This window comes from Paraburkholderia acidipaludis NBRC 101816, from assembly GCF_000684975.1.
Taxonomy (GTDB): Bacteria; Pseudomonadota; Gammaproteobacteria; order Burkholderiales; family Burkholderiaceae; genus Paraburkholderia; species Paraburkholderia acidipaludis.
Genome location: NZ_BAXZ01000022.1, coordinates 84,546 through 107,347, shown reverse-complemented (window position 1 = coordinate 107,347; position 22,802 = coordinate 84,546). Strand labels below are relative to the sequence as shown.

The following is a 22,802-nucleotide window of genomic DNA, read 5'->3' as shown; positions in this document are numbered from 1 at the left end:
GGATACCTCAGATTCCATAAGCGCGGCGCAGCAGCGTGAGCGGATGCGCGAGCGGCGGATCGCCAAGCTGGCCCTCCGCCATGCCCTGCGCGATGTGATGGCCGGCCAGGGCGCAATCCGACGAAATGAAATTCGGCTCGCCGTTCGCCATCTGCTTGAACACCGGTGTGCCGATCTTCATCGCCATCGCGTGAAATTCCTTCTTCACGCCGAACGTGCCCGCGTGGCCCGAGCAGCGCTCGACCACGTTGACCTTCGTTTCCGGCACCAGCGAAAGCAGGTCCGAAGTCTTGCGCCCGATGTTCTGCACACGCGCGTGGCAGGGCACGTGATACGAAACGTTGCCCAATGGCGTGCGGAAATCGGTCTTCAGCAGGCCGTCGCGATGGCGCGAGACGAAGTATTCGAACGGGTCCCAGAACGCTTCGCTCACGGCGCGCGTATCGGGATCGTCGGGAAACATGAGCGGAAGCTCGTGTTTGTACATCAGCACGCAGCTCGGCACGGCGCCCACCAGCGCATAGCCTTCGCGCGCGTACTGCGCCAGCACCGGCATGTTCTGCGCCTGCTTCTGCGCCACGCCGTCCAGATTGCCCTGTTCGAGGAGCGGCATGCCGCAGCAGGCCTCGCTCTTCACGAGCACCCAGGGAATCGCGTTGTGCTCCAGCACGGCCAGCAGATCGTGGCCGATGCCGGGCTCGTTGAAGTTCACGTAGCACGTCGCGTAGATCGCCACCTTGCCCGGCGTGCGCTCGCCGTCGCGCACCTCGCCGGCGCTTGCCCGCTTTGCCGCGCTGCGGAACTTGCGCGTGGCGAAATCGGGCAGCCAGGCCTTGCGGTCCACGCCCAGCGTGTCCTCCATGAGGGCGCGCATCGGCTTCGTGCGGTTCACGGCGTTGACGGTCTGCGTGACGACCGGAATACCCGCGAGATGGCCCAGCGTGTCCGTATTCGAAAGCACGCGGTCGCGCAGCTTCACCTCGCCCGTGCGGTATTCGATGGCCTTCGCGCGCAGCATCAGATGCGGGAAGTCCACGTTCCACGGATGCGGCGGCACGTAGGGGCACTTCGTCATGTAGCAGAGGTCGCACAGATAGCATTGGTCGACGACCTGGCCGTATTTGGCCTTGTCGACGTCATGCGCCTCGCCGGTATCGGTCTCGTCGACGAGATCGAACAGCGCGGGAAACGCGCCGCACAACGAAACGCAGCGCCGGCAGCCGGCGCAGATGTCGAATACGCGCGCCAGCTCTTCGTCCAGCTTCCCTTTGTCGTAGAACGCTTCGGACTGCCAGTCGAGCGGATGCCGGGTCGGCGCTTCGAGACTGCCTTCCTTGTGGGGCATGACGTCTCCCGTTTTGATTTTTATGAGGGCGCGAGCGCGGCCGCGCGGCTATGCGCTCGCTGCGCGCCGGATCGACATCCGGCGCGCGTCGTAGAACGCCCGCGACACGACTGCATGCGCACGCACGCCGCGCCGCATCACGCCGGCGCGATCAGTCCACCAGCGCTTCCAGCGCCTTCGAATAGCGATTGGCGTGGCTACGCTCGGCTTTCGCGAGCGTCTCGAACCAGTTCGCGATTTCGTCGAAGCCCTCGTCGCGCGCGACCTTCGCCATGCCGGGATACATGTCGGTGTATTCGTGCGTTTCGCCTGCAACCGCTGCGGTGAGGTTCTGCCGCGAAGTGCCGAACGGCAGCCCCGTGGCGGGATCGCCAACCGCTTCCAGATATTCGAGGTGGCCATGCGCGTGGCCGGTTTCGCCTTCGGCAGTCGAGCGGAACAGCGCGGCTACGTCATTCTGGCCTTCGACGTCGGCCTTTGCCGCGAAGTAGAGATAACGGCGATTGGCTTGCGATTCGCCTGCGAAAGCATCCTTGAGGTTTTGTTCCGTCTTCGAGCCTTTTAGCTGTGACATCTGTACCTCCATCCATCAGCGTTGTATGTGGGGACGCTGCGCGGACCGCAAACGTACGTTCGTGCGATGCAGCAGGAGAGCAGAGCGGGCGCGCCGCATCTATCAATCTAGGAGGTGGCGGTTGCCTTCCCAATTGTCATTTTCAATCCCGCCGATAGCCGCGCCGAAAGGCGCCGGCGCAAATACCGTGCCGGTTCCATATCAGCCCGCGCGCAAAAGACGCAGCCGGCATGGGTATTGCCCTCTTGCCATTGCGCGCGCGCGTTCTAAAGTAGTTAATTGCCTCCCTCCTGACACGCTCTCCCGGAGCTCACATGCGACTTACGATCCTGATCAACGGTTCCGACCCGACCGTCAATCATGACTACGCCGTCCTCTGGCTCGACACCGACCAGCACCGCTGGTCGCGTGAATCGCACGACGGCATCGACCTGCCCGAATGGGGCGAAATGCGCGATACCGACGGCGTCACGTCGCTATGCGCGCCGCTCGACACCTCGCCGCTCTGCACGCTGCGCGGCCTTTACGTGAATCGCCGCCAGGAAATCAGTTCGGCTCACGGCGACGCCACCTGGTCGTGCGAAACGACGCACTCGCCCATGGAAGGCCAATGGCGGCTGCAAGCGGTCGACCGCCAGACCATACGCGCCGAACACGCGCTGTTCGCGGGCTGAGTGCGGGCAAAGGCGCGTTGCGTCAACCCTGCCACCCTGCTTGCGCTTCGGTTTCTCCCGGAATCGCTTTCGTCTGAATTTCGTCTGAACAGCATCAGGCTGCCCACGGTGCGGTGAATACCGCGCCGTGGCGCGTCTCGTGCGTTCGATATGCTGCGCCGCAACGGTGCGGATAGTCGTGCGCGCTCGCCGCCGCTATACTTTCATCCCGCCTACACCGTCCTCCCCGTGTTTTGTCGATGAAGAAGCTGTTTGCCTGCCTCCTGACGGTCGTGGCGAGCCACGCGTTCGCCGCGCCGGATTGTTCCGCGTTCGTCCCCGACGGTCAGTTCCCGACTCTCGCGAATCCGCGCATGACGCCGCAGACGCACGTGCTCTGCTATTCGGATTTCGTCGTGCTGCACTCGGGCATCACACACGGCCCGCTCTGGTCCGCCGAACACCTTACGCGCGATCACCTGGAGGCGGCCAGGGACATGACGCGCACCAACCGCTTCTTCGAAGACGACCGCCTGCCCGAAGGCGAAGGCGCGACGCTTGCTGATTACCGGCGCAGCGGGTTCGACCGGGGGCATATGAGCCCGGCCGGCAATCGCTGGAATCCGCAAGCGATGGCGGAGTCGTTCTCGCTGGCGAACGTCGTGCCGCAAAACCGCGTGAATAACCAGCACCTGTGGGCGCATATCGAAACAGGCGTGCGACGCCTCGCGGAGAAATATGGCGAGGCCTATGTGGTAACGGGACCGCTTTTCACGGGTGCGCAGCTGCAAACGATCGGCGCGACGCGTGTGCTCGTGCCCACGCAGATCTTCAAGATGGTATACGTGCCTTCGCAGCGGCTGGCGTTCGCCATCGTCGCGAACAATACGAGCGCCGACCATTACGAGGTGCAGTCGGTCCGCTCGCTGGAGCAGCAAAGCGGGATACGATTCCCCGGCATTCCGGAAGGCGCCGGCGGGGCAACGAAGGTGTCGTTCAATGGTCGCACGTTTGTCGTGCGCAAGTGGTTTTGGTAAGCACCGCAGAATTTCTGTCATGCCGACCGCTATCGCGGCACAGACGACTTAAGGAGGATGACGAAGTGTTCGACGCATACGCAAACGACAACGACGTCCTGAACGTAGAGGGCGACGCGCTCACGGTCACGAACGGCACGACGCGGGTGATCCTGGCGGGCACGCTCGAACTCACGCGCGACCGGCGCGGCCTCGCGGCGGCGCTCGCGCTCAAGGCGGCGCTGGACGACGTGGTCCGCAAACTCCAGGCCGATCCGCACCTGCCCGCGAAGATCGCCGACGAGCCGGACCAGAAGCCCGGCGTGGTCGACAATCCATTTCGCCAAAATCGCCAAAACTAGAACGGCTTCCCCTCGCTCCCGCTCCACGCACGCGCCATGAGCGTGTTCGACGGCAGCGTCTCGTCCAGCAGCTTGCGCGCGCTCAGCGCACCCGCGATCGGCAGGCCCGTTGGGTCGATCGCGCCGATCTGCGCCAGCACCGAAGCCTGATCCCAGTAGATGTGCTCGTTATAGAGCTTGTTGCCGCGAAAGCAGATCACCGCGAGCATCGGCACTTCGAAATATTTGCCCGTGGGCGCGAGGCCGGGCAGCAGCCAGTCGATCTCGCGGTCGTGCGTGCAGGAGAAGATGAACTCGTCCACCACGCGATCCGCGCCGATCGTGCGCGAGATCGGGATGAGGCGCGTGTCCGCGGGATTGGCGTTGACGAAGTGGTGCGTGTAAAAGCGCTTCAGCTCGTCGTGGCCAACACCGCCCGTCATGGTCGGAACGTGATTCACATAAGGCTCGGCGACCATCGTCGGCATGACGTCGTCCGGCTTGCGCGTCACGAACTCGTGATAGCAGTGCGCCTCCCAGAGCGCATTGAAGTCGTAGATCGGGCCCAGCACGCGGCGCAGCATCGCCAGCGAGCGCGAGTACGCCATCATGGCGGCCGGCTTGTCGTAATTCGGCCGCGAGGGCGAGGCGAACGCGTGGTTGCAGCCTTCGTAAGTGTAGAGCTCCACACCGGGCTTGCCCGCGAGCGCCTGCGCAATGCGCTCGCGGTTGGCGGCATCGCAGTACGTATCGAGCGCCGCGAAATGAAGCATCAGCGGAGAGCCAATGCGCGCCGCCTCGCCGAGGTGCTGTTCGATCCCCACCGGGTAGTAGCCGATGGCGCAATCGGCATCGGTGCGCGCCGCCGCGAGAAACGCGATTCGGCCTCCCAGGCAGTAGCCGAGCACACCGGCCTTGCCGCGATGCGCGGGATGCGTGCGCAGCGCGTCGAGCGTTGCCGCGACGTCCTGCACGGCGAGATCGTCGTTGAAGCGCTCCAGCAGGGCAAACGCCTTCTCGCGGTCCTCGCCCTCGTAACCCAGATCGAGATTGGGTTCGAGCCGCCAGTACAGATCCGGCACCATCACGACGTAACCTTCTTCCGCGTAACGGTCGGCCATGTCGCGCAGGTACGCGTTCACGCCGAATATCTCCTGCAGCAGCACGAGACCCGGACCGCTGCCTTCCGGAGGCAGCGCCGTATAGGCGCGGAATGCTCCGCCGTCGCGCGACTTCACCTGGGTCCACTGTCCTTTCATGAGACGTCTCCTTCCGGTCGAGCCGATGGGTTGATCGTAGCCGCGAGCGGCGGCAGCGGCACGGTCCCGCGTATCCATGCGTGATTCGCGAGCGCAGCCATTTCGCGGTCGCCGCGGCTGTCGCCATAAGCGTACAGCGTGGTCGGCGCGCGGTCGCCCCACCAGGCGCGCAGGCGCGCGACCTTTTCCGGGCCCCAGCAGTTGCGTCCCGCGAGCCGTCCCGTGTACACGTCGTCGCGCCATTCCAGCTCGGTCGCAAGCACCGTTCCGATACCCACCGCCGCCGCCCACTTGCGCAGATACAGCGATGGCGAGGCACTGACCAGCACCACCTCATGGCCCAGCGCCTGATGCTCGCGCACGCGCGCGACCATCTCGGGGCGCACCAGCGCGGGCAGCCCCTCTTCGACGAAGCGCTGCGCGGCGGCATCGAGCGCCTCGCGTCGCACGGGGCCCACGGCGGCGTACAGAAAGCGCGCCTTGGTGGGGCCGCGCTCGGACCACCCCGGCGCGATGCCCGCGAGCCATGGCAGGCAGCGCAGCACGGCGAACGCGAAGCGCGCCGGACTCGCGGTTTGAAGCAGGAAGGCTCGAAAGCTGTCCGAAGTAGTGATGGTGCCATCGAAGTCGAAGGCGGCAACGACGCGGTCGGTCATGAAACGAAACGGTGGAACGGTAGGGGTGGGCGAAGAGCGCCGCAGTGTTGTCGCGCGGAACCGGCCCTCATTGTGCGGGTAAAACGGAAAAAGCGGGAAACACCGTAAGCGAATCCGCCACAGCGAACACTATATTGATCAATTAAATCAATATGTATTCATGTTGAGTGTCATTGACCGCCAGTTGACGCTCATTCCGCGGCCTGGGCGAGCCGCGCCGCGTCCGCAATCTCGATCTGGCCGTAGCGCAGCACCACCAGTCCGTCGCGCTCGAACTGCCTCAGGATCTGGTTCACGGTCTGCCGCGAAAGGGCCAGCATCAGCGCCAGATCTTCCTGCGGCACGCTCACTACGCGATGCTCGCCCCCTCCGCCGGGGTCCTCGCCGTAGCTGCGGGCCAGCACCAGCAGCCGGCGCGCCACGCGCGCGGCGGCGGGCAGCAGCGCGGCTTCCTCGATCGCGTCGAAGGCGAGGCGCAGCTTTTGCGTCAGAAGCAGGCCGAATGCGTGCCACCAGGCCGGCGTGGCGTCGAGCAGCGCCGCCAGCGGCGCGCGCGGCACGTGAAAGAGCGTGGAGTCGCGCTCCGCATAGGCGTCGTGCGTGCGCGGGCCGCCGTCGAACAGCGTGATTTCGCCGAACCAGCTCGTGGGCCCCACCACCGCCAGCAATGCCTCGCGGCCGCCCATGCTCGCCGCCCCCACGCGCACCGCCCCTTCCAGCACGCAGTAGACGCCGTCGTCGGGGTCGCCGCGCATGAAGAGGCGTTCGCCGGCGCGCACGGTGCGCACGCGGCCGGCGGCGCGCAACGCGGCCCGCAGCGCGTCGGGCAGGCCGCGGAACCATGCGCTGCGCTCAAGGGCCGCTGCGATGGCCGGCAACGCCGGATCGTCGCCGGGGGAATGAGGACGGTCGGAACGCACAGGTGAGGGTGGGGCGAAATGGGTAGGGAGATTGTCGGGCAGGCGAAGGTCTTGTACACGAATCCCCGACGATCATAATGATTTTGGAGATAGAGGGGCATCCATGAGAAACCTGACCGATCAGCTGACCCAGTACGCGGCCTATCATCGCGACGTCCGCAATATCGCGACGCACTTCGTCGGCATCCCGCTGATCGTGCTGGCGCTCGCGGTGCTGCTTGCGCGCCCGGCACTGACGGCCGGCGCGCCGCCTTTCTCCCTGCTTTCCCCCCTCTCGCCGGCATGGCTCCTGTTCGGCGGCGCGACCGTGTACTACCTCGTGCTCGACGTGCCGCTCGGGCTGATGATGGCCGTTATCTCCGCCGCCTGCGTCGCGTTCGGCGCGTGGCTCGCCGCGCAGTCCACCGCCGTGTGGCTCGGCAGCGGCATTGCGCTGTTCGTGGTGGGGTGGGTGTTCCAGTTCGTCGGCCATGCGGCCTACGAGCACCGCAAGCCGGCCTTCGTCGACGACGTGACCGGCTTGATTGTCGGCCCGCTGTTCGTGCTCGCCGAAGCGCTCTTCGGCCTCGGGTGGCGGCCCGCGCTGCGCGCGGCGATCGAAGCGAAAACAGGCCCGACGCGGGTCAACCCGCCGAAAGCGGCGGCCGGGCAGCGGCCGTAAAGCGCACGCCCCACGGGCAGTGCGCGCCGGGACGTCGCACGGCGCGAGAGCATGCGCCGTCTGCCCCGCGCCGGCGCGCTAGCGCGACAAGCGCACGAGCCGTGCGCCGTGCAGCGCCGTCAGGCCCACGGCCAGCCAGATCGGCACATAGGTCGCCAGCTCCCGCGCGCCCAGATGCTCGCCCAGCAGCGTCACCGAAACGATTACGAGCAGCACCGGCTCGACATAGCCGAGAATGCCGAAGAGCGCCATCGGCAACAGGCGGCTCGCCTTGAGGTAGGACGCGAGCGCCACGGTGCTAAGCGCGCCCAGCCCCGGCAGCAGGACGAATTCGAGAAAGGGGCGGGCATCGAGCAGCGCCATCGAGCCGCCCGCCCACGCCTCGAAAACGGCAACCGGCGTCAGCAGGACCATCTCGACCGCGAAGGTCGCGAGCGAGTCTGCGTGAATCTTGCGACGCAGCACGAAGTACGGCGGATAGCCGAACGCGACCAGCAGCGTGGGCCACGAGAACGCATGCGTGGCCCAGAGCTCATGGGCCACGCCCACCGCCGCGCACACCACGGCGAGCCATTGCAGGCCATCGAGCCGTTCGTGATAGTAGAAGCGCCCCACCAGCACCATGATGAGCGGCAGCAGAAAATAGCCGAGCGAGACTTCCAGCATGTCCCCGTGCAACGGCGCCCAGAGGAACAGCCAGAGCTGCAGGCCGAGCAGCGCGGCGCTTAGCGCGAGCGCGAGCGCCATGCGCGGCTCCTGCACCATGCGCACGACGAGCGCGCGCAATTGCGGCCACCGGCCGCGCACAAGCAGCAGCGCCAGCGCGCCCGGCATGGTCCAGATCACGCGCCACGCGAAGATATCGAGGCCGGAGAGCGGCGCGAGCAGCAGCGTATAGGCCGACATCAGCGCGAACAGGGCCGAGGCCGCCACGGAAAGCGCGATCCCGCGCCGAGGCTCGTACGGGTTCATCGGCGGGCTGGGTTCAGGTGGCGGGAGGCGGTCGGCCCGGACCGCGGGGAACGGGAACGGCGGGGGCGGCGCTCGGCGCAGGCAAGCGCGCCGGGCACGGATAAAGGCATTGTCATCGGAATCGTGTAAATGAAGCAGGCAACGGCCGGTACGCCCGGCCGCCAGCCGGCATTTTAGTCGCCCGGCGCGCCGCCCGTGATGGCGGGCACGCCCGGGCACGCGCAATGCTGCCTGCCGTGACCGTACCCAGGACGCGATCCCGCGCGATTTAGTCCGTGCAGATCGCGCCGGCATGGACTAGAACGTAAGTCTTGCTACGGAACCGCCCTTCCGTGCGAAGCGCCTTCGCCCCGACGTTTGCGAGGTGCGCGCCGCCGGCCGCCGTCAAACGCACCAGGAGCTCGCATGCCCCGTCCTGCGCACCGCCCCGCCGCAGCCCGCCCCGCAGTGGTTTCCCCCGCCGTCGCCGCGTTCGCCGGCGAGGTCCATGCCGGCCTCACGCACGCGCCGCAGAAGGAACTGCCGTCGAAGTATCTGTATGACGAAGTGGGATCGGCACTGTTCGAAGTGATCACCGTATTGCCCGAGTACGGCGTGACGCGCGCTGAAGAGCGCCTCCTCACGCGCTACGCGGGCGAGATCGTCGACGCCCTGCCCGCCGACGTCACCGTCGCCGAACTCGGCAGCGGCAGCGGCCGCAAGACGCGCCGCATCCTCGAAGCGCTGTGCCGCAAGCGGCCCACCTCGTACTGTCCTATCGAGATCTCGCGCACGGCCTTGCAGCTGTGCCGCCGCGAGCTGGCCGATATCGAGCGCATTTCCATCGTCGGCTACGAGCGCGACTATCTGGCCGGCCTCGCCGAAGTCAGCCGCCGGCGCGCGCCCGGCGAGCAGCTTTTCGTGCTGTTTCTCGGCAGCACGATCGGCAATTTCGCGCGCCTCGCGGCCACGCGCTTTCTGCGCGACATCCGCGCGATGCTCAAGCCCGGCGACACGCTGCTGCTCGGCACCGACCTCGTGAAGCCCGTGAATACTTTGGTGGCCGCCTACGACGACGCCATCGGCGCGACGGCCGCGTTCAACCTGAACCTGCTCGCGCGCATCAACCGCGAGCTCGACGGTGATTTCGACCTTGCCGCCTTCGAGCACGTTGCGCGCTTCAACCCCGACGCGCGCAGCATCGAGATGCATCTGCGCGCGAAGCGCCGCGTGGAAGCGCACGTGGGCGCGGCGCAGCTCTCGGTCGCGCTGGAGGCGGGCGAGACGATCTGGACCGAAAGCAGCCACAAGTATTACGCCGACGAAATCCCCGCGATCGCCGACGACGCGGGGTTCAGCTGCGCGCGTCAGTGGATCGAGAAGGAGTGGGGATTCGCGGAGAGTCTGCTCGCGGTGAAATGACGTCGCGGCGCTGCCCCTCTCCCCGGTCGCCGGCGGCGAGGGCAACGCGAAAAACCTTCAATGCTGCTCGAAGCGCTCGTAACGTTTGTCGGTGTGACGTTCTTCGCTCGCCACCTCCGTGACGCGCGCGGAGGGCGGCCCGTGGCGCAGCCACGACAGCATGCGGTCCACCTGGTTGGCCGTGCCCTGGATCACGGCCTCGACCGAGCCGTCCTCCAGGTTGGCCACATAGCCGCGAATGCGCAGCGCGTGCGCCTGGCGTACCGTTGCATGCCGAAAGCCCACGCCCTGCACTGTCCCGCGCACGCGCACGTAGTACGTTTCGACGCGCGAATCCAGATCCGGTCCAGTCATCGTTCAATCTCCTCTCTCTGCGCGGCATTGTAGACGCCGCGGCGCGCGAGCGTGGCGCGTGCCGCCATGCGTCGGCGCGCGCCACGTACAATCCGTGCCACGCCGGCGGCGCGACCGCCTCCGGCCCAACCGGATGCAATCGAACATCACCGCGCGCCACCCGGCGCGGACCGACCAGGAAGTCCATTTCGTATGACCGCCCATTCACGCGACCTCGTGCTGATCACCGGTGCCTCCGGCTTCGTCGGCTCGGCCGTCGCCCGCATCGCTCAGGAGAAGGGCTACGCCGTGCGCGTGCTGGTGCGCCCGACGAGCCCCCGCACCAACCTCGCCGCGCTCGACGCCGAAGTCGTGACCGGCGACATGCGCGACGCCGCTTCGATGCGCGCCGCCCTCTCCGGCGTGCGCTACCTGTTCCACGTGGCCGCCGACTATCGCCTCTGGGCGCCGGACCCGCACGAGATCGAGCGCGCGAATCTGGAAGGCGCCGAAGCCACCATGCGCGCGGCCCTCGAAGCGGGGGTCGAGCGCATCGTGTACACGAGCAGCGTCGCGACGCTCAAGGTCACGAGTTCGGGGGCTTCCGCCGACGAAACCTCGCCGCTCACGGCCGAACAGGCCATCGGCGTCTACAAGCGCAGCAAGGTGCTCTCCGAGCGCGCGGTGGAGCGCATGATCGAGCGCGACGGCCTGCCCGCCGTGATCGTCAACCCGTCCACGCCGATCGGCCCGCGCGACGTGAAGCCCACGCCCACGGGCCGCATCATCGTCGAGGCGGCAACCGGCAAGATCCCCGCGTTCGTCGACACGGGCCTGAATCTCGTGCACGTCGACGACGTCGCGCAGGGTCATTTCCTCGCGCTGGAACACGGGCGCATCGGCGAGCGCTACATCCTCGGCGGCGAGAATCTGCCGCTGCAGCAGATGCTCGCCGACATCGCGGGCATGGTCGGCCGCAAGCCGCCCACGCTCGCGCTGCCGCGCTGGCCGCTCTATCCGCTCGCGCTCGGCGCGGAAGCCGTCGCGCGCTTCACGAAGCGCGAGCCGTTCGTCACCGTCGACGCGCTGAAGATGTCGAAGAACAAGATGTTTTTCACATCGGAAAAAGCGGAGCGCGAGCTGGGCTATCGCGCGCGGCCGTATCGCCAGGGGCTGGAGGACGCGCTCGCGTGGTTCCGCGAAGCGGGCTATCTGAAGAGTTGAGTTCATGAAGCGCTAACGGGCAGGCGCACCGTCTGGCACCGTTTTTTCGCGCTTTTGCGCGTGAAGATCGCATTTTGTTACAACTTTTGTTGCGACATGCGTACAACGCCGGAACGGCAAGCCCCGCGCGCAGTGGGTAAAATCGCGGGTCTTACCTGGAAGCCCCGCATGAATCTACAAGACCAGATCGGCGCGCTCGACGCAGGCGTCGATCAGCTCCTTCAGGCCGCCGCCGCCGAGGCGGCGCAGCCGAGCACTCAAGCCGATGTCGCCGTCGAAGAGAAGGCGCAAGCCGCGCCAGCGGCTGTGCCGGCTGAAGCGCCGCAGCCCGCGCCGGCGGAAAAAACCACCGCGCCCGCTCCCAACACGCTGAAGATCGACCGCCCCTCGCAGAATCAGCTCACGATGGAGATCGACGGCAAGACGGTGCTGCTCAATCCGCTGCAGGTGGGCGAACTGATCGAGCGCCTCGCCAACGTGCGCGCCTCGATGCAGCCCGAGCCGCCGCCCGACCTGCCGCCCGGCTGGCGCTTCGTTTCGACGAAGAATCCGGCGATGGCCGTGCAGAAGCAGTCGAACGGCGACCGCCTGCTCGTGCTCCGGCATACGGGTCACGGCTGGGTGCCGTTCACGTTCACGCCGGACATGGTCGTGCAGATGTACATGATGCTGACGCAGCGCTAAAGCCGCGCCGCGTCACCGTCCCTGCACGGGCGCCTGCACGCGCGCCTTCCACTGCCCGCCCTTGCCGCGCCAGAAGCGCCACGCCGAAGCGAACGTCGCGCCCACGTAGAACAGCGCGACGAGCGGCAGGAACGGCGCCCACAGCGGCGAGCGCCGATAGTAGGCCAGCATCGGCGCATAGGCGCAGCACATGAGCGCCCAGGCAAACCACGCAGGCCAGCCCTTGGGCCCGAGCGCCAGCGCGACGACAGGCGGCGCGAGATAGATCACCGTCATGCCGAGTATCGTCCCCGCGAGCTGCCACGCCGAGTAGTGCAGCTGCGTGAACGCCGTGCGCGCGATCATGTTCCAGATGTCCTTCCACGAATCGTACGGGCGCAGCGACACGCTCTTCGCGGCGACGTCGAGCCGGATCGGGTGATGCCCCGTGCCGCGATGCTTGATGCGCGCGGCGAGGCTGCAGTCGTCGATCAGCTCGGCGCGGATCGATTCGATGCCGCCCGCCTCCTCCAGCGCCTCGCGGCGCACCAGCATGCAGCCGCCCGCCGCCGCCGCCGTCTTGTTGCGCGGGTCGTTGACCCACGAGAACGGGTAGAGCTTCGCGAAGAAGAACACGAACGCCGGGATCAGCGCCTTTTCCCAGAACGAGTCGCAGCGCAGGCGCACCATCAGCGAAACGAGGTCGCGCTGTTCCGCCTGCGCGCGCACGACGAGTTGCGCGACGGCGTCGGGCGGATGGCCGATGTCCGCGTCGGTGAGCAGCAGATAATCAGCGGGCAGGCCCAGCGTGCGCACCGCCTCGATGCCCTGCGACTGCGCCCACACCTTGCCCGACCAGCCCGCCGGCAGCGGCTTCGCCGCGATCACGGAAAGCTTCTCGGGGCACTGCAGCGCGAGCGCCGCGGCGCGCGCGGCTTCGGCCGTGCCGTCGGTGCTGTGGTCGTCGATCACGATCACGTGGAAGTCGCCCGCGTAGCCCTGCTGCAGCAGCGAGCCCACGGCCTCGCCGATGGCGTCCGCTTCGTTGCGCGCCGGCACGACGGCGCAGACGGCGGGCCAGCCGACCGTGGGCTCGACCACGGGCAGCGGCGCGGCCGGACGCGCGCGCCAGAAGCCGCCGCGCCCGAACAGCAGGACGAGCCAGATCAGCAGCGAGAGGCAGGAGAGGGCAAAGAGGATCGTCGTCGTCATCGCGTCGTTATCTTTCAGGCGTTGTTACTTTCGATTGAAGGCGCGCGCACGCCGGTGCGGCGCGACAGCCACATGGCCGCCGTGCGCCACAGCACCACGGCCCAGTCGGAGGGGGCGAGCGTGTGGCGCTCGTGAAACACGTCGTAGCCCGCGCGCTCGATGCGCTCGAGCAGCCGCAGGCCGCCGTGCACGACGCTGCCGAGCTCGAGGCCGAAGCGCCCCGGCACGCGCAGCGCCAGCGGCGCGCCGCTCGCCATCAGCGAGCGCGCGAACGCCACCTCATGGCGCATCAAGTTGCGCCAGGCGTCGTCCACCACGCCCGCCGCGATCTGCGCCTCGGTCACGCCGAAGCGCGCGAGGTCGGCCTGCGGCAGGTAGAGACGGCCGCGCCGCCAGTCCGCGCTCACGTCCTGCAAGAAGGTGATGAACTGGAGCGCCGTGCAGATCGTGTCGGAGTCGGCCAGGTTTTCGGGCGTCGCCGCGTCGATCAGATGCAGCATCAGATGGCCGACCGGATTGGCCGAACGATGGCAGAAGTCGAGCAGTTCGAGGCGATTGGCATAGCGCACCGTATCGATGTCCTGACCGAACGCCGAAACGAGGTCGTAGAACGGCTTGAGCGGCAGCCTGCACTGCCGCACCACTTCGGCAAGCTTCGCAAACAGCATGGGATGGACGGACGCGGGCCGGCCGCCGGCCACCGCGTCGAGGCCGGCGCGAAAATCCGCGAGACGCGCGTGACGTTCGGCAGGGCTCCAGTCGCCTTCGTCAGCGATGTCGTCGGCGGTGCGCGCGACATGGTAGATCACGCCGACCGGCGCCCTCAGCGCCTTCGGCAGCAGCACGCTCGCGACCGGAAAATTGTCGTAATGGTCGGCTTCCATCCAGGGCGTCCAGATTGGGGTCGGGTCCGCAGGCGCCTTGCGGCCAGCCGTGCGAACCCAGCGAACGCGTTAGTTTAAGGGTTCCGGCGCTGTGCTGCACTGCGGCATAACCCGCGCGCGGCCAGCCGGCGTCGCGCGCACGCCGCACCGCGGGTGCGTGTCACAGCAAACGGTTGGCGAAGCGGTTAAAATGCGCGTTTAGTCTCGCTCGGGCCACGGTCCGGCTGGGCTTGTGCACCTAAATTAATATGATGGGCGCGGCGAACGAGTCATTTTTACCGGATTCTTCGGCTAGCGCGCCAGTCGGAGTTCGCCACCCTATGCGAGTGATCCTTGCCCAACCCCGCGGCTTTTGTGCGGGGGTTGTCCGCGCTATCGAGATTGTCGATCGCGCACTGCAGAAGCACGGCGCGCCCGTCTATGTCCGCCACGAAATCGTCCACAACCGCCATGTGGTCGAGAATCTGCGCAACAAGGGCGCGCGTTTCGTGGAAGAGCTCGACGAAGTGCCCGAGGGCGCGGTCGCGATTTTCAGCGCGCACGGCGTGGCGAAAACGGTTGAACGCGCCGCCGAAGAGCGCAGCCTCGACGTGCTCGACGCCACCTGCCCGCTCGTAACGAAAGTGCATGTGCAGGGCCGCCAGTACGTTGCCCAGGGTCGCACGCTGATCCTGATCGGCCACGCCGGTCATCCGGAAGTGGAAGGCACGATCGGCCAGATTCCGGGCACCGTGCTGCTGGTGCAGAGCGAGGCGGACGTGCAGAAGCTCGATCTGCCGCTCGACGCGCCGCTCGCTTACGTGACGCAGACCACGCTTTCGGTGGACGACACGCGCGGCATCATCGACGCGCTGGTCAACCGCTTCACCGACATCGTCGGCCCGGACACGCGCGACATCTGCTACGCCACGCAGAACCGCCAGGCCGCCGTGCGCGAGCTGTCGACCGAAGTGGACGTGCTGCTCGTGGTGGGCGCAACGAACAGTTCGAACTCGAACCGCCTGCGCGAGATCGGCAGCGAGTCGGGCGTGGCGAGCTATCTGGTCGCCGACGGCTCGGAAGTGAAGGCGGAGTGGTTCGAGGGCGTCACGACCGTCGGCCTGACGGCGGGTGCTTCGGCCCCCGAAGAGATGGTCGAGAACGTGATCGACGCGCTGCGCGCGTTGGGGCCTGTCGAGGTGTCGACGATGACGGGCCGTGAGGAAAAAGTCGAATTCAAGCTGCCGTCGAAGCTCTTGCAACCGCTCGTCGCGCGCGAAGTTTAAGGAGGACACACTTTGTCTATTCCGCTGCTACAAAAAGTCCGCGTTGGCGCGTACATCTTCCGCCAGCATTTCGGCGGCAACAAACGCTATCCGCTCGCGCTCATGCTCGAGCCGCTGTTCCGCTGCAATCTGGCCTGCAACGGCTGCGGCAAGATCGACTATCCGGATCCCATCCTGAACCAGCGCCTCTCGCTGCAGGAATGTCTCGAAGCCGTGGACGAGTGCGGCGCGCCGGTCGTTTCCATCGCAGGCGGCGAGCCGCTCCTGCACAAGGAAATGCCGCAGATCGTGAAGGGCATCATGGCGCGCAAGAAGTTCGTGTATCTCTGCACGAACGCGCTGCTCATGGAAAAGAAGATGGACGACTACGAGCCGAACCCGTACTTCGTCTGGTCGGTCCACCTTGACGGCGACCGCGAGGCGCACGACCACTCGGTCTCGCAGGAAGGCGTGTACGACAAGGCCGTCGCGGCCATCAAGGAAGCCAAGCGCCGCGGTTTCCGCGTGAACATCAACTGCACGCTGTTCAACGACGCCGTGCCCGAGCGCGTGGCGAAGTTCTTCGACACGGTGGGCGAGATCGGCGTGGACGGCATCACGGTGTCGCCGGGCTATGCGTATGAGCGCGCACCGGACCAGCAGCACTTCCTGAACCGCGACAAGACGAAGAACCTGTTCCGCGAAATCTTCAAGCGCGGCAACAACGGCAAGAAGTGGTCGTTCAGCCAGTCGAGCCTGTTCCTCGACTTCCTGGCCGGCAACCAGACCTACGAATGCACGCCGTGGGGCAACCCGGCGCGCACGGTGTTCGGCTGGCAGAAGCCGTGCTATCTGGTCGGCGAAGGTTATGTGAAGACCTTCAAGGAACTGATGGAAACCACCGACTGGGACAAGTACGGCACGGGCAAGTACGAGAAGTGCGCGGACTGCATGGTCCACTGCGGCTTCGAGGCGACGGCCGTGATGGACACGGTTGCGCATCCGCTGAAGGCTGCGCGCATCGCCCTCTCGGGCCCGCGCACGACGGGCGCGTTCGCGAAGGACATCCCGCTTGAAGGTGCGCGTCCGGCCGAATACGTGTTCTCGCGCCACGTCGAGATCAAGCTCGAAGAGATCAAGAACGCAGCCAAGACGAAGAAGCCGGCTACGGTCGCGGCGGGGTGATGGCAGGCTGACACTCGCCAACGTCTTGCCTCGAAGGGCGCAGCGGTTCAAACCGCTGCGCCCTTTGTCTCTTTATGGCTTATCGGAGCGAGCGCCGAAATATCGCTTCCGGGATAGCGACGCTTGCGCCCCGCGCGACAACCCAGAGAAACCGGACAGGTGACTTACTCAGCCGGCCGCCGAAACCTTCGGTGGTCGGCCCTAAGCCGACACCGGCAAGCCAACGTTGATCGCCATCGGACCAAAACCTGAGACCGTTCAGCGGAGACCCTGATTAGGCATCAACTTCATTTGACTGCTGGGGCGACTGGGGAAAGTGCGGAATTCTGATCAAGGCACGCCCACTGCTGCGCACTCGCGGTATATATGTCCAGGGTTGGCTTGAAGTCCAAGGTGTCGTCCAGCGAGGGAAACCGGATAGAAGTGACTTGTGAATAAGCTTCGCTTTGCGTGAATAAAGGAGTGCCACAGTCAGGGCAAAAACTGCGAGTTGTGAGACTGCCACTACTTGCGCGAACGGCGTATGTTTTCGGTGTGCCAATGATCTCAAGATCGGCGGTCATGACGGTGACGCCTGACGCAAAAGGAGCGCCACATGCACACCCGCTTGAGAAAGGAATGTTCATATTGCGATCTTCTATCGATATCTGGCTTGATTATACGGATACCGCTTTTCTGGTGGCCACCTACTGCCCGATGCTGCAGACCGTAGACGACCCATCTCAGCCGCTCAGTATCGAGCTGGTCTTATGTCTCTTCCCAAGGTGCAACTGCCGTTCGCCACTTACCCCGGCGATCCTTATGCAGGCTGACCAGAAATGCGCGGCTGCAGCCACACTTCCTCGCGGCACTGTTCGACGGACGTGGGCAGCGGAAGGCTGCCTGGCGAGCGCTTCGCCTCAAGAGGTGCAGCGGCAGCAATCGGCTTCACCGCTTACAATCCGAAGATGAGTGAACGATGAGCTGCGACGCCTGCCGCAACGCCCGCGGCCGATGCGAACGTCGCGTTTGTCCAGGTACTCGAAGCGTCACCGGCGGCAAACACGCCCGGCACGCTCGTCTGCTTCCATTCGTCCACACGGATAACGGGGCCCATCGGCCCTTCTTCGAACGCGCATCCGAGCTGTGTCGCGAGTGGGTTCGCCATTCGCGTCCGGGGCGCGACGAAGAGTGCATCGATAGCGACGACCCGGTCATCGGCGAGACGCAATCCGGTTATGTTGGGGGAAGCTCCGATTATTTCGATGACGGGCGTCCGCTCGATGAGCACGTTACGGGTGTCGAACAGAGCAGCCTCTTCGGGCGTCGGTTGGACGATGCCTTGCGTGAACCATGTCGTCGGTCCCCAATCAGAAACGAGCATCGCCTGATGGACTGAAAGCGCGTGTGTCGCCAGAACGCCGAGCCGTTTGTCTCCTACTTCGTAGCCGTGGCAGTATGGACAATGCAGTACTGAAAGTCCCCATCGCTCTTCAAGGCCGGGTACGGACGGTAGTTCGTCGCGAACGCCCGTGGCGAGAATCAGGCGATCCGCGCTCAAAGTGCTCCCATCGCCTTGTGTGACGAAAAATCGATCACCGATACGTTCTGCCGTGCTGGCTTCCCTCGCGACGATCCGTGCGGTCGGATACGCCGCCAGTTGGGCTGTCGCTTCGCCGATGATCTCGGCTGGCGCCTTGCCATCCTGTCCGAGGAACCCATGCGAGTGTGGTGCGAAGCGATTGCGTGGACGCCTGTCATCAAGCACCAGTACACGCCGTCTCGCGCGCACCAGTTGCATCGCGGCGGAAAGACCGGCGAAGCTGCCACCGATCACGATGACATCGTAATGTGCTGACATAGGTTTCCTCCTTCTCAAGTAACTTGTCTGGTTGCATGATAGCGCCGTGCTACACTATCACGCAACTCCAAATGTTTCATGAGATAGTCCCCCAGGATGAAAACCGATAGCCGCATATCACGGGTCCTGCACGCGCTGATTCACCTGAAGTATGCGGATGGCCCGTTGACTTCCGAAGCGCTCGGCAAGATGCTGGATACGAATGCCGTCGTTGTTAGACGCTTGTTTGGCGGTCTGCGCGACATGGGTTATGTCACGTCAGAAAAGGGGCACGGCGGCGGATGGGTATTGGGCAAACCGCTTGAGAACATTACGTTATTGGACGTCTATCGCGCAGTCGGTGAACCGCCGCTTTTCTCGGACCTCGTTTCGCACGATCACCCGGAATGTCTTGTCGAACAGGCGGTGAATGCGCAACTTTCAGAGACGCTCCAGGAAGCCGAGACCGTCATGCTCGCGAGATTCGCGAAAGTCACCATCGCGATGCTCGCGCGCGACTTCGAAGCCTCCACGTCCAGGTCAACGTCGACGAAGCGCCGGTCCCGGTCGACGAGTCGGTGACGTTCGCGTGCCAGCGAGGGTTGATGCCAAGACTGGCAGCGATCGTTGCTCCAACGCTAGCCCTGCCGCATAGGCGAAGCACAGTTGCGCGTCAGGCTTCTAAATCGGACGACTCACAGAATCACCGTCACACCTGATGCATCGCGTATTGCGAGCGGGCGATTCGTCTGCTCGTGGACCTGGACGACGCGAAAACGAGTCTTCGCTCTCTCGTCGACAATGTGAATTTCACGGCGCGGCATCACGGGTGCCGCTGTGCGCGAGTTAGTGGCGCGTCCAACTCGCAAACTCCTTGGCACGGGGGCAGCGCCGGTTCAAGCATGTGCGCTAGCAGGACGTCCGTTCTCGGCGGTTGAGATGCCGCCTGAGCGTCTGGTCGACACGCGTGGCGAACGCCTCTTAATGGCCGAACAAGGTCCGACAGGTTGCTCAGTCGTTTAGCTCAATTCGATAGCGAAGCGTCTCTGCGAATCCATAGGCTGCCGTTTTTCTGAAGCGCTCGATCAATCCACCATTGCACGCTGCGATGACCTTCTGCGAGGCAATATTCTCCGGATCAACTGTCAGCTCGACGTAGGGCAGACCTTGTAGCTTTGCTGCGCCCAGCATCAAACTGAGCGCTTGCTTGGCGTAGCCCTTGCCCCTCTTCCACGGCACAACTGAGAAGCCGATATGTCCGAGCACATAAGATGGCAATTCAGCGGTTCCGGTCTGCCAACGAAATCCGATCGCGCCGCTCAATTCATCGTCCCAAATCCAGCGGACGATGCTTGGGAGCCGCGCGACTGTCGAGCCATCGGGTAAAGGAATTGGACCACCTGATGCAGTCGGATCATCCAGTCCATCCACGAATCGCTCAGCGTCAACTTCAATAGCATGTAATTGCTCACGCGCAGCGACCTCTTTGCGGACGTTGTCAGGAGACCATCCGGCCTCAAGCGCTGAAACGTAGCTCGGCAGCAATGCGATCGTGGGTCTAAGCAGTTTGATTGCGCTCATGCTGTTCGGTGCGTATCCACGATCTGTGATTGTCAACGGTTTACGCGGCGGCGTCGAACGGCTCAAAGTGGCCGCACTGCGCCCCACAACCAGGCACGATGATTTTCTCGGGTGCGGATCTCATGAAAAAAGCATAATTCGTCGACTTGGAGCGGTCTTTCAAAGGTCCAGATAGCGGTCGTTCTTATCGATCGTTTGCGCTTCAAGAACTAGCATTACTGCCGCCGTGCGGGTAAGGCTGGCCTCCTTGCATAAGGCTGATGTATTCCAGTTCAGATCTGCAAGGGTCCTGGAAACAACGGATATGCGACGAGCGCGCACAGACCGGCCGCGAACCACACGCCTGCCCACGATCCTGCCACAAGCAGGTGGGGGATCGTGAGCGGTGTGAGAAAGAGGCCGACGTAGACCACCGTGTTTGCCATGCCGAGCGCAGTGCCGGCGCGCGACATGCCGGCGAGCGTCGCAAGTTCCGTATAGGCCACGCCATGCCATGCCGACACGCAAATTCCTGCGATTGCGATCATCGCCGCCAGAGTCATGGCACCGAGTGATATATGCACCGCCAATGCAAGCGCGATGAATGATGCCATGGCGACCAGCGTCGAGCCACGCAAAAAAGCACGTCGGTTTCCACGGCGATCGGTAAAACGCCCGCTCCACACTCGCATCACCATTGCGCCTAGCTGCACGACGACCATCGTTACCGAAATCGTACCGATGCCGAGATGCGCGAGGTCGTGCAGAAACACGGTGGCAAAGGTCAGCACGGCAAATTGCGGCGCGCACAGAATGCCGATACCCAGCACGACCCGCCAGATCTGCGCATCGCGTAACGGTACCGCCTGCGGTGAAGTGGGATGGCCGGCCGGCGTAGTGCTCGCGAACGACGGCTCGTGCAGCCAGCGCCACGCGAACGCCGCCGATACCGCACACATCGCAGCCAGTACACCGTACACCATTGCAAATCCATGTGCTGCCGCGAGCCACGGCAGTATCAGCGCGCCGAGGCCGCCGCCGAGCGGCACGGCGGTCTGCCGGATACTCATTGCGAGCCCTCGCTCTCCATCGCGGAACCAAGCCATCACCGCTCGTCCGCTCGATCCGTTCACGCTGCCGCCCAACAGGCCGACGAGACACATAGCCATCACCAACCAGCCGAGAGTGGGTACTCCCGCAGTGGACGGTGCGACGAGCCACGCCATCGCCACGAGCGTTGCTGCGGTGCTGAGCAGGCCAGTGAGCAGCACGGGGCGATCACCCCAGCGATCGGTCAGGATGCCCCACGGCAATTCTGAAAGCGCGACGCCGAGCCCCATCGATCCAAGCGCAAGACCTAGTTCGGCCGTGCTCAGGTGATAACCGGAGCGCAGCCAGACCGCCGTGGTGGGAATTCCGGCTGCAGCCGCCGAGAAGCTCGCGTTCGCCGCGACGCCTACGCCAAGCACTTTCCACCGATGTGCGGCCTCTCGCTCGGTTGACGCGACCATTGCCGTTTTGGGTGTCGCCATATCGTTGACTCCGGAATTTGACGCATCCAGTTTCGCGCCTTACGATCATTCTGAATATTGGAAAATAATGAAGTAATCGTTCGATAAAATGGGATGATTGATTATGGGCCATGTCGACTTCGATGTCTCCGTGTTGCGGAGTCTTGTCGCAGGAATGGAGTTGCGGAGCTTCGCGAAGGCTGCTGATCGCGTCGGGCGCTCTACTTCCGCGATCAGTGCGCAGCTTCGTAAGCTTGAAGAACAGGCCGGAACGCCGCTCTTTCGCAAGTCCGGGCGCGGCCTCGCGCTGACCGAGGCAGGGGAAACGATGCTCGCCTACGCGCGGCGCATGATCGAACTTAACGACGAAGCTGCCGTCGCCGTTCGCGGGGTCGATCTGGAGGGTTGGGTCCGGCTCGGCATGCAGGAGGATTTCGGCGAAGCGGTTCTGCCAGAAGTGCTCGGGCGCTTTGCACGTGCGCATCCGAAGGTGCGGATCGAGGCGCGCGTTGCGCGAAATGCCGAACTGCTGGAGCGCATCGAGACGAAGCAACTCGACCTTGCACTGGTCTGGGGCGATGAAGCACTTTCCGTCCATAATGCACGCGGCTTTTCGAGCAAACCTATAGCTTCGCCGCCGATGTCCTGGATCGGTTCGTCAACGGTGCCATGGAACCTGGAGGCAGGCGAACCGCTGCCGCTGGTCGCGTTCGATCGGCCTTGCTTATTTCACAGTGCGGCCATCGCGGCGCTCGACCGGGCAGGCATATCGTGGCGTGTGGCGTTCACCAGTCCGAGCCTCTCAGGATTATGGGCGGCAGCAGCAGCCGGCCTCGGCCTCACTGTGCGAACGCGCTACGGGTTGCCGGCCACCACCCAGCCATTTGAGGCCCTTGCACTCGGCCTGCCTGAGTTGCCGTCGATCCAGTTAGCCTTGCTGCACACGAACGTCCACACGACACCTCTGGTCGACCGGCTCGCCGCAATTGTGCTGGAGTCCTTTCGTAGCGCCCCCGCGCCGTGGGAGCGGGTAGCCGCATGAAAATGCCAGCTTTTTAGCTGCCATTTGTTGATACGCCGATTGTTGATGATCTGGGCGGTCATCCGAATGTCCCAAGCTGGCCGAACGAGGTCCGACACGTCCGGCTCATCTCGACCCACAAGGGACAGTGACACTTCTCGGAAGCAGCCGTTCGCCGCGAAGCGAGATTTCTGGTGACCCGATCTAGGTCTACTGATTCTCGACACTTCCCTCATAGAATCCTAATCGCTCATAGACGACGGAATAACCGTCTCCCAATTCCGATCGAAGATGGTCTAGCATCATGGATGCCGCCGCGGCGAACCGCTCGTACTCAAACGCATCCCA

24 protein-coding genes and 1 pseudogene are annotated in these 22,802 nt (G+C 64.8%); 12 read left to right on the top strand and 13 right to left on the bottom strand.

Features of this window, described 5'->3' with window-relative positions:
- Nucleotides 1-7: 7 nt before the first annotated feature.
- Nucleotides 8-1,345 carry a heterodisulfide reductase-related iron-sulfur binding cluster gene (locus BAC01S_RS23020; RefSeq protein WP_027796877.1) on the bottom strand — a complete coding sequence of 446 codons (1,338 nt, stop codon included), beginning with the start codon at nucleotides 1,343-1,345 and terminating at the stop codon, nucleotides 8-10.
- A 151-nt stretch (nucleotides 1,346-1,496) separates the two neighbouring features.
- Nucleotides 1,497-1,919, bottom strand: a complete 423-nt coding sequence (locus BAC01S_RS23010) for a rubrerythrin family protein (protein ID WP_027796876.1) — start codon at nucleotides 1,917-1,919, stop codon at nucleotides 1,497-1,499.
- 314 nt (nucleotides 1,920-2,233) lie between these two features.
- On the opposite strand from BAC01S_RS23010, the gene BAC01S_RS23005 reads away from it, so the two are divergent.
- The 3 genes from BAC01S_RS23005 (at nucleotide 2,234) to BAC01S_RS22995 (ending at nucleotide 3,950) form a co-directional block, all read left to right on the top strand.
- The gene (locus BAC01S_RS23005; protein ID WP_027796875.1) at nucleotides 2,234-2,593 is read left to right on the top strand and encodes a DUF3564 domain-containing protein; all 360 of its coding nucleotides are present in this window, start codon (nucleotides 2,234-2,236) and stop codon (nucleotides 2,591-2,593) included.
- Nucleotides 2,594-2,832: 239 nt separating this feature from the next.
- On the top strand, nucleotides 2,833-3,609 hold the full coding sequence (locus BAC01S_RS23000) for a DNA/RNA non-specific endonuclease (RefSeq protein ID WP_027796874.1): 777 nt from the start codon (nucleotides 2,833-2,835) through the stop codon (nucleotides 3,607-3,609).
- Between the two features lie 65 nt (nucleotides 3,610-3,674).
- Nucleotides 3,675-3,950: a hypothetical protein gene (locus tag BAC01S_RS22995; RefSeq protein WP_027796873.1), complete on the top strand. Its 276-nt coding sequence runs from the start codon at nucleotides 3,675-3,677 to the stop codon at nucleotides 3,948-3,950.
- Here BAC01S_RS22995 and BAC01S_RS22990 read toward each other — a convergent pair.
- The 3 genes from BAC01S_RS22990 to BAC01S_RS22980 form a co-directional block, all read right to left on the bottom strand.
- Nucleotides 3,947-5,188 carry a dienelactone hydrolase family protein gene (locus tag BAC01S_RS22990; protein ID WP_027796872.1) on the bottom strand — a complete coding sequence of 414 codons (1,242 nt, stop codon included), beginning with the start codon at nucleotides 5,186-5,188 and terminating at the stop codon, nucleotides 3,947-3,949. The genes BAC01S_RS22995 and BAC01S_RS22990 overlap by 4 nt on opposite strands.
- On the bottom strand, nucleotides 5,185-5,844 hold the full coding sequence (locus BAC01S_RS32295) for an HAD family hydrolase (RefSeq protein WP_043203344.1): 660 nt from the start codon (nucleotides 5,842-5,844) through the stop codon (nucleotides 5,185-5,187). Before BAC01S_RS32295 ends, BAC01S_RS22990 begins: the two co-directional genes overlap by 4 nt.
- A gap of 191 nt (nucleotides 5,845-6,035) precedes the next feature.
- Nucleotides 6,036-6,722 carry a Crp/Fnr family transcriptional regulator gene (locus tag BAC01S_RS22980; RefSeq protein WP_027796871.1) on the bottom strand — a complete coding sequence of 229 codons (687 nt, stop codon included), beginning with the start codon at nucleotides 6,720-6,722 and terminating at the stop codon, nucleotides 6,036-6,038.
- 145 nt (nucleotides 6,723-6,867) lie between these two features.
- Between BAC01S_RS22980 and BAC01S_RS22975 the strand changes: the two genes are divergently transcribed.
- Nucleotides 6,868-7,425, top strand: a complete 558-nt coding sequence (locus tag BAC01S_RS22975) for an Mpo1 family 2-hydroxy fatty acid dioxygenase (protein ID WP_027796870.1) — start codon at nucleotides 6,868-6,870, stop codon at nucleotides 7,423-7,425.
- Between the two features lie 78 nt (nucleotides 7,426-7,503).
- Here the strand turns inward: BAC01S_RS22975 and rarD are convergent, their stop codons facing one another.
- The gene (rarD, locus tag BAC01S_RS22970; protein WP_027796869.1) at nucleotides 7,504-8,397 is read right to left on the bottom strand and encodes an EamA family transporter RarD; all 894 of its coding nucleotides are present in this window, start codon (nucleotides 8,395-8,397) and stop codon (nucleotides 7,504-7,506) included.
- A gap of 405 nt (nucleotides 8,398-8,802) precedes the next feature.
- Between rarD and egtD the strand changes: the two genes are divergently transcribed.
- Nucleotides 8,803-9,798 carry an L-histidine N(alpha)-methyltransferase gene (gene egtD, locus BAC01S_RS22965; protein ID WP_043203342.1) on the top strand — a complete coding sequence of 332 codons (996 nt, stop codon included), beginning with the start codon at nucleotides 8,803-8,805 and terminating at the stop codon, nucleotides 9,796-9,798.
- 57 nt (nucleotides 9,799-9,855) lie between these two features.
- Here egtD and BAC01S_RS22960 read toward each other — a convergent pair whose 3' ends face one another.
- Complete coding sequence (locus tag BAC01S_RS22960; protein WP_027796867.1) at nucleotides 9,856-10,152, bottom strand: acylphosphatase; 297 nt, start codon at nucleotides 10,150-10,152, stop codon at nucleotides 9,856-9,858.
- A gap of 192 nt (nucleotides 10,153-10,344) precedes the next feature.
- Here BAC01S_RS22960 and hpnA point away from each other — a divergent pair, with 192 nt between their 5' ends.
- Together hpnA and BAC01S_RS22950 are read left to right on the top strand one after the other, a co-directional pair.
- Nucleotides 10,345-11,355, top strand: a complete 1,011-nt coding sequence (gene hpnA / locus BAC01S_RS22955) for a hopanoid-associated sugar epimerase (RefSeq protein WP_027796866.1) — start codon at nucleotides 10,345-10,347, stop codon at nucleotides 11,353-11,355.
- 168 nt (nucleotides 11,356-11,523) lie between these two features.
- Entirely contained in the window at nucleotides 11,524-12,039 is a 516-nt protein-coding gene (locus tag BAC01S_RS22950; RefSeq protein WP_027796865.1) for a hypothetical protein, read from the top strand.
- A gap of 12 nt (nucleotides 12,040-12,051) precedes the next feature.
- On the opposite strand, the gene BAC01S_RS22945 is transcribed toward BAC01S_RS22950, so the two are convergent.
- Entirely contained in the window at nucleotides 12,052-13,230 is a 1,179-nt protein-coding gene (locus tag BAC01S_RS22945) for a glycosyltransferase (RefSeq protein WP_027796864.1), read from the bottom strand.
- Nucleotides 13,231-13,244: 14 nt separating this feature from the next.
- Nucleotides 13,245-14,114, bottom strand: a complete 870-nt coding sequence (gene hpnC / locus BAC01S_RS22940) for a squalene synthase HpnC (RefSeq protein WP_027796863.1) — start codon at nucleotides 14,112-14,114, stop codon at nucleotides 13,245-13,247.
- A gap of 320 nt (nucleotides 14,115-14,434) precedes the next feature.
- On the opposite strand from hpnC, the gene ispH reads away from it, so the two are divergent.
- Both ispH and hpnH read left to right on the top strand, forming a co-directional pair.
- Nucleotides 14,435-15,379 (top strand): 4-hydroxy-3-methylbut-2-enyl diphosphate reductase, encoded by a 945-nt coding sequence (gene ispH, locus BAC01S_RS22935; protein ID WP_027796862.1) that lies wholly within the window; start codon nucleotides 14,435-14,437, stop codon nucleotides 15,377-15,379.
- A gap of 12 nt (nucleotides 15,380-15,391) precedes the next feature.
- Complete coding sequence (hpnH, locus tag BAC01S_RS22930) at nucleotides 15,392-16,543, top strand: adenosyl-hopene transferase HpnH (protein WP_027796861.1); 1,152 nt, start codon at nucleotides 15,392-15,394, stop codon at nucleotides 16,541-16,543.
- A gap of 287 nt (nucleotides 16,544-16,830) precedes the next feature.
- On the opposite strand, the gene BAC01S_RS35945 is transcribed toward hpnH, so the two are convergent.
- Nucleotides 16,831-17,169: a GFA family protein gene (locus tag BAC01S_RS35945; protein ID WP_407667949.1), complete on the bottom strand. Its 339-nt coding sequence runs from the start codon at nucleotides 17,167-17,169 to the stop codon at nucleotides 16,831-16,833.
- Between the two features lie 308 nt (nucleotides 17,170-17,477).
- Nucleotides 17,478-18,383 (bottom strand): NAD(P)/FAD-dependent oxidoreductase, encoded by a 906-nt coding sequence (locus BAC01S_RS22925; RefSeq protein ID WP_027796860.1) that lies wholly within the window; start codon nucleotides 18,381-18,383, stop codon nucleotides 17,478-17,480.
- Between the two features lie 96 nt (nucleotides 18,384-18,479).
- On the opposite strand from BAC01S_RS22925, the gene BAC01S_RS22920 reads away from it, so the two are divergent.
- Nucleotides 18,480-18,944 (top strand): Rrf2 family transcriptional regulator, encoded by a 465-nt coding sequence (locus BAC01S_RS22920; protein ID WP_027796859.1) that lies wholly within the window; start codon nucleotides 18,480-18,482, stop codon nucleotides 18,942-18,944.
- Between the two features lie 75 nt (nucleotides 18,945-19,019).
- A pseudogene (locus BAC01S_RS35680) lies at nucleotides 19,020-19,147 on the top strand (LysR family transcriptional regulator); the annotation flags it as partial.
- Nucleotides 19,148-19,373: 226 nt separating this feature from the next.
- On the opposite strand, the gene BAC01S_RS22915 reads toward BAC01S_RS35680, so the two are convergent.
- Nucleotides 19,374-19,943 carry a GNAT family N-acetyltransferase gene (locus tag BAC01S_RS22915; RefSeq protein ID WP_043203341.1) on the bottom strand — a complete coding sequence of 190 codons (570 nt, stop codon included), beginning with the start codon at nucleotides 19,941-19,943 and terminating at the stop codon, nucleotides 19,374-19,376.
- Nucleotides 19,944-20,215: 272 nt separating this feature from the next.
- Entirely contained in the window at nucleotides 20,216-21,454 is a 1,239-nt protein-coding gene (locus BAC01S_RS22910) for an MFS transporter (RefSeq protein WP_027796857.1), read from the bottom strand.
- Between the two features lie 103 nt (nucleotides 21,455-21,557).
- Between BAC01S_RS22910 and BAC01S_RS22905 the strand changes: the two genes are divergently transcribed.
- Complete coding sequence (locus tag BAC01S_RS22905; RefSeq protein WP_027796856.1) at nucleotides 21,558-22,475, top strand: LysR substrate-binding domain-containing protein; 918 nt, start codon at nucleotides 21,558-21,560, stop codon at nucleotides 22,473-22,475.
- The last annotated feature ends 327 nt before the right edge of the window (nucleotides 22,476-22,802 follow it).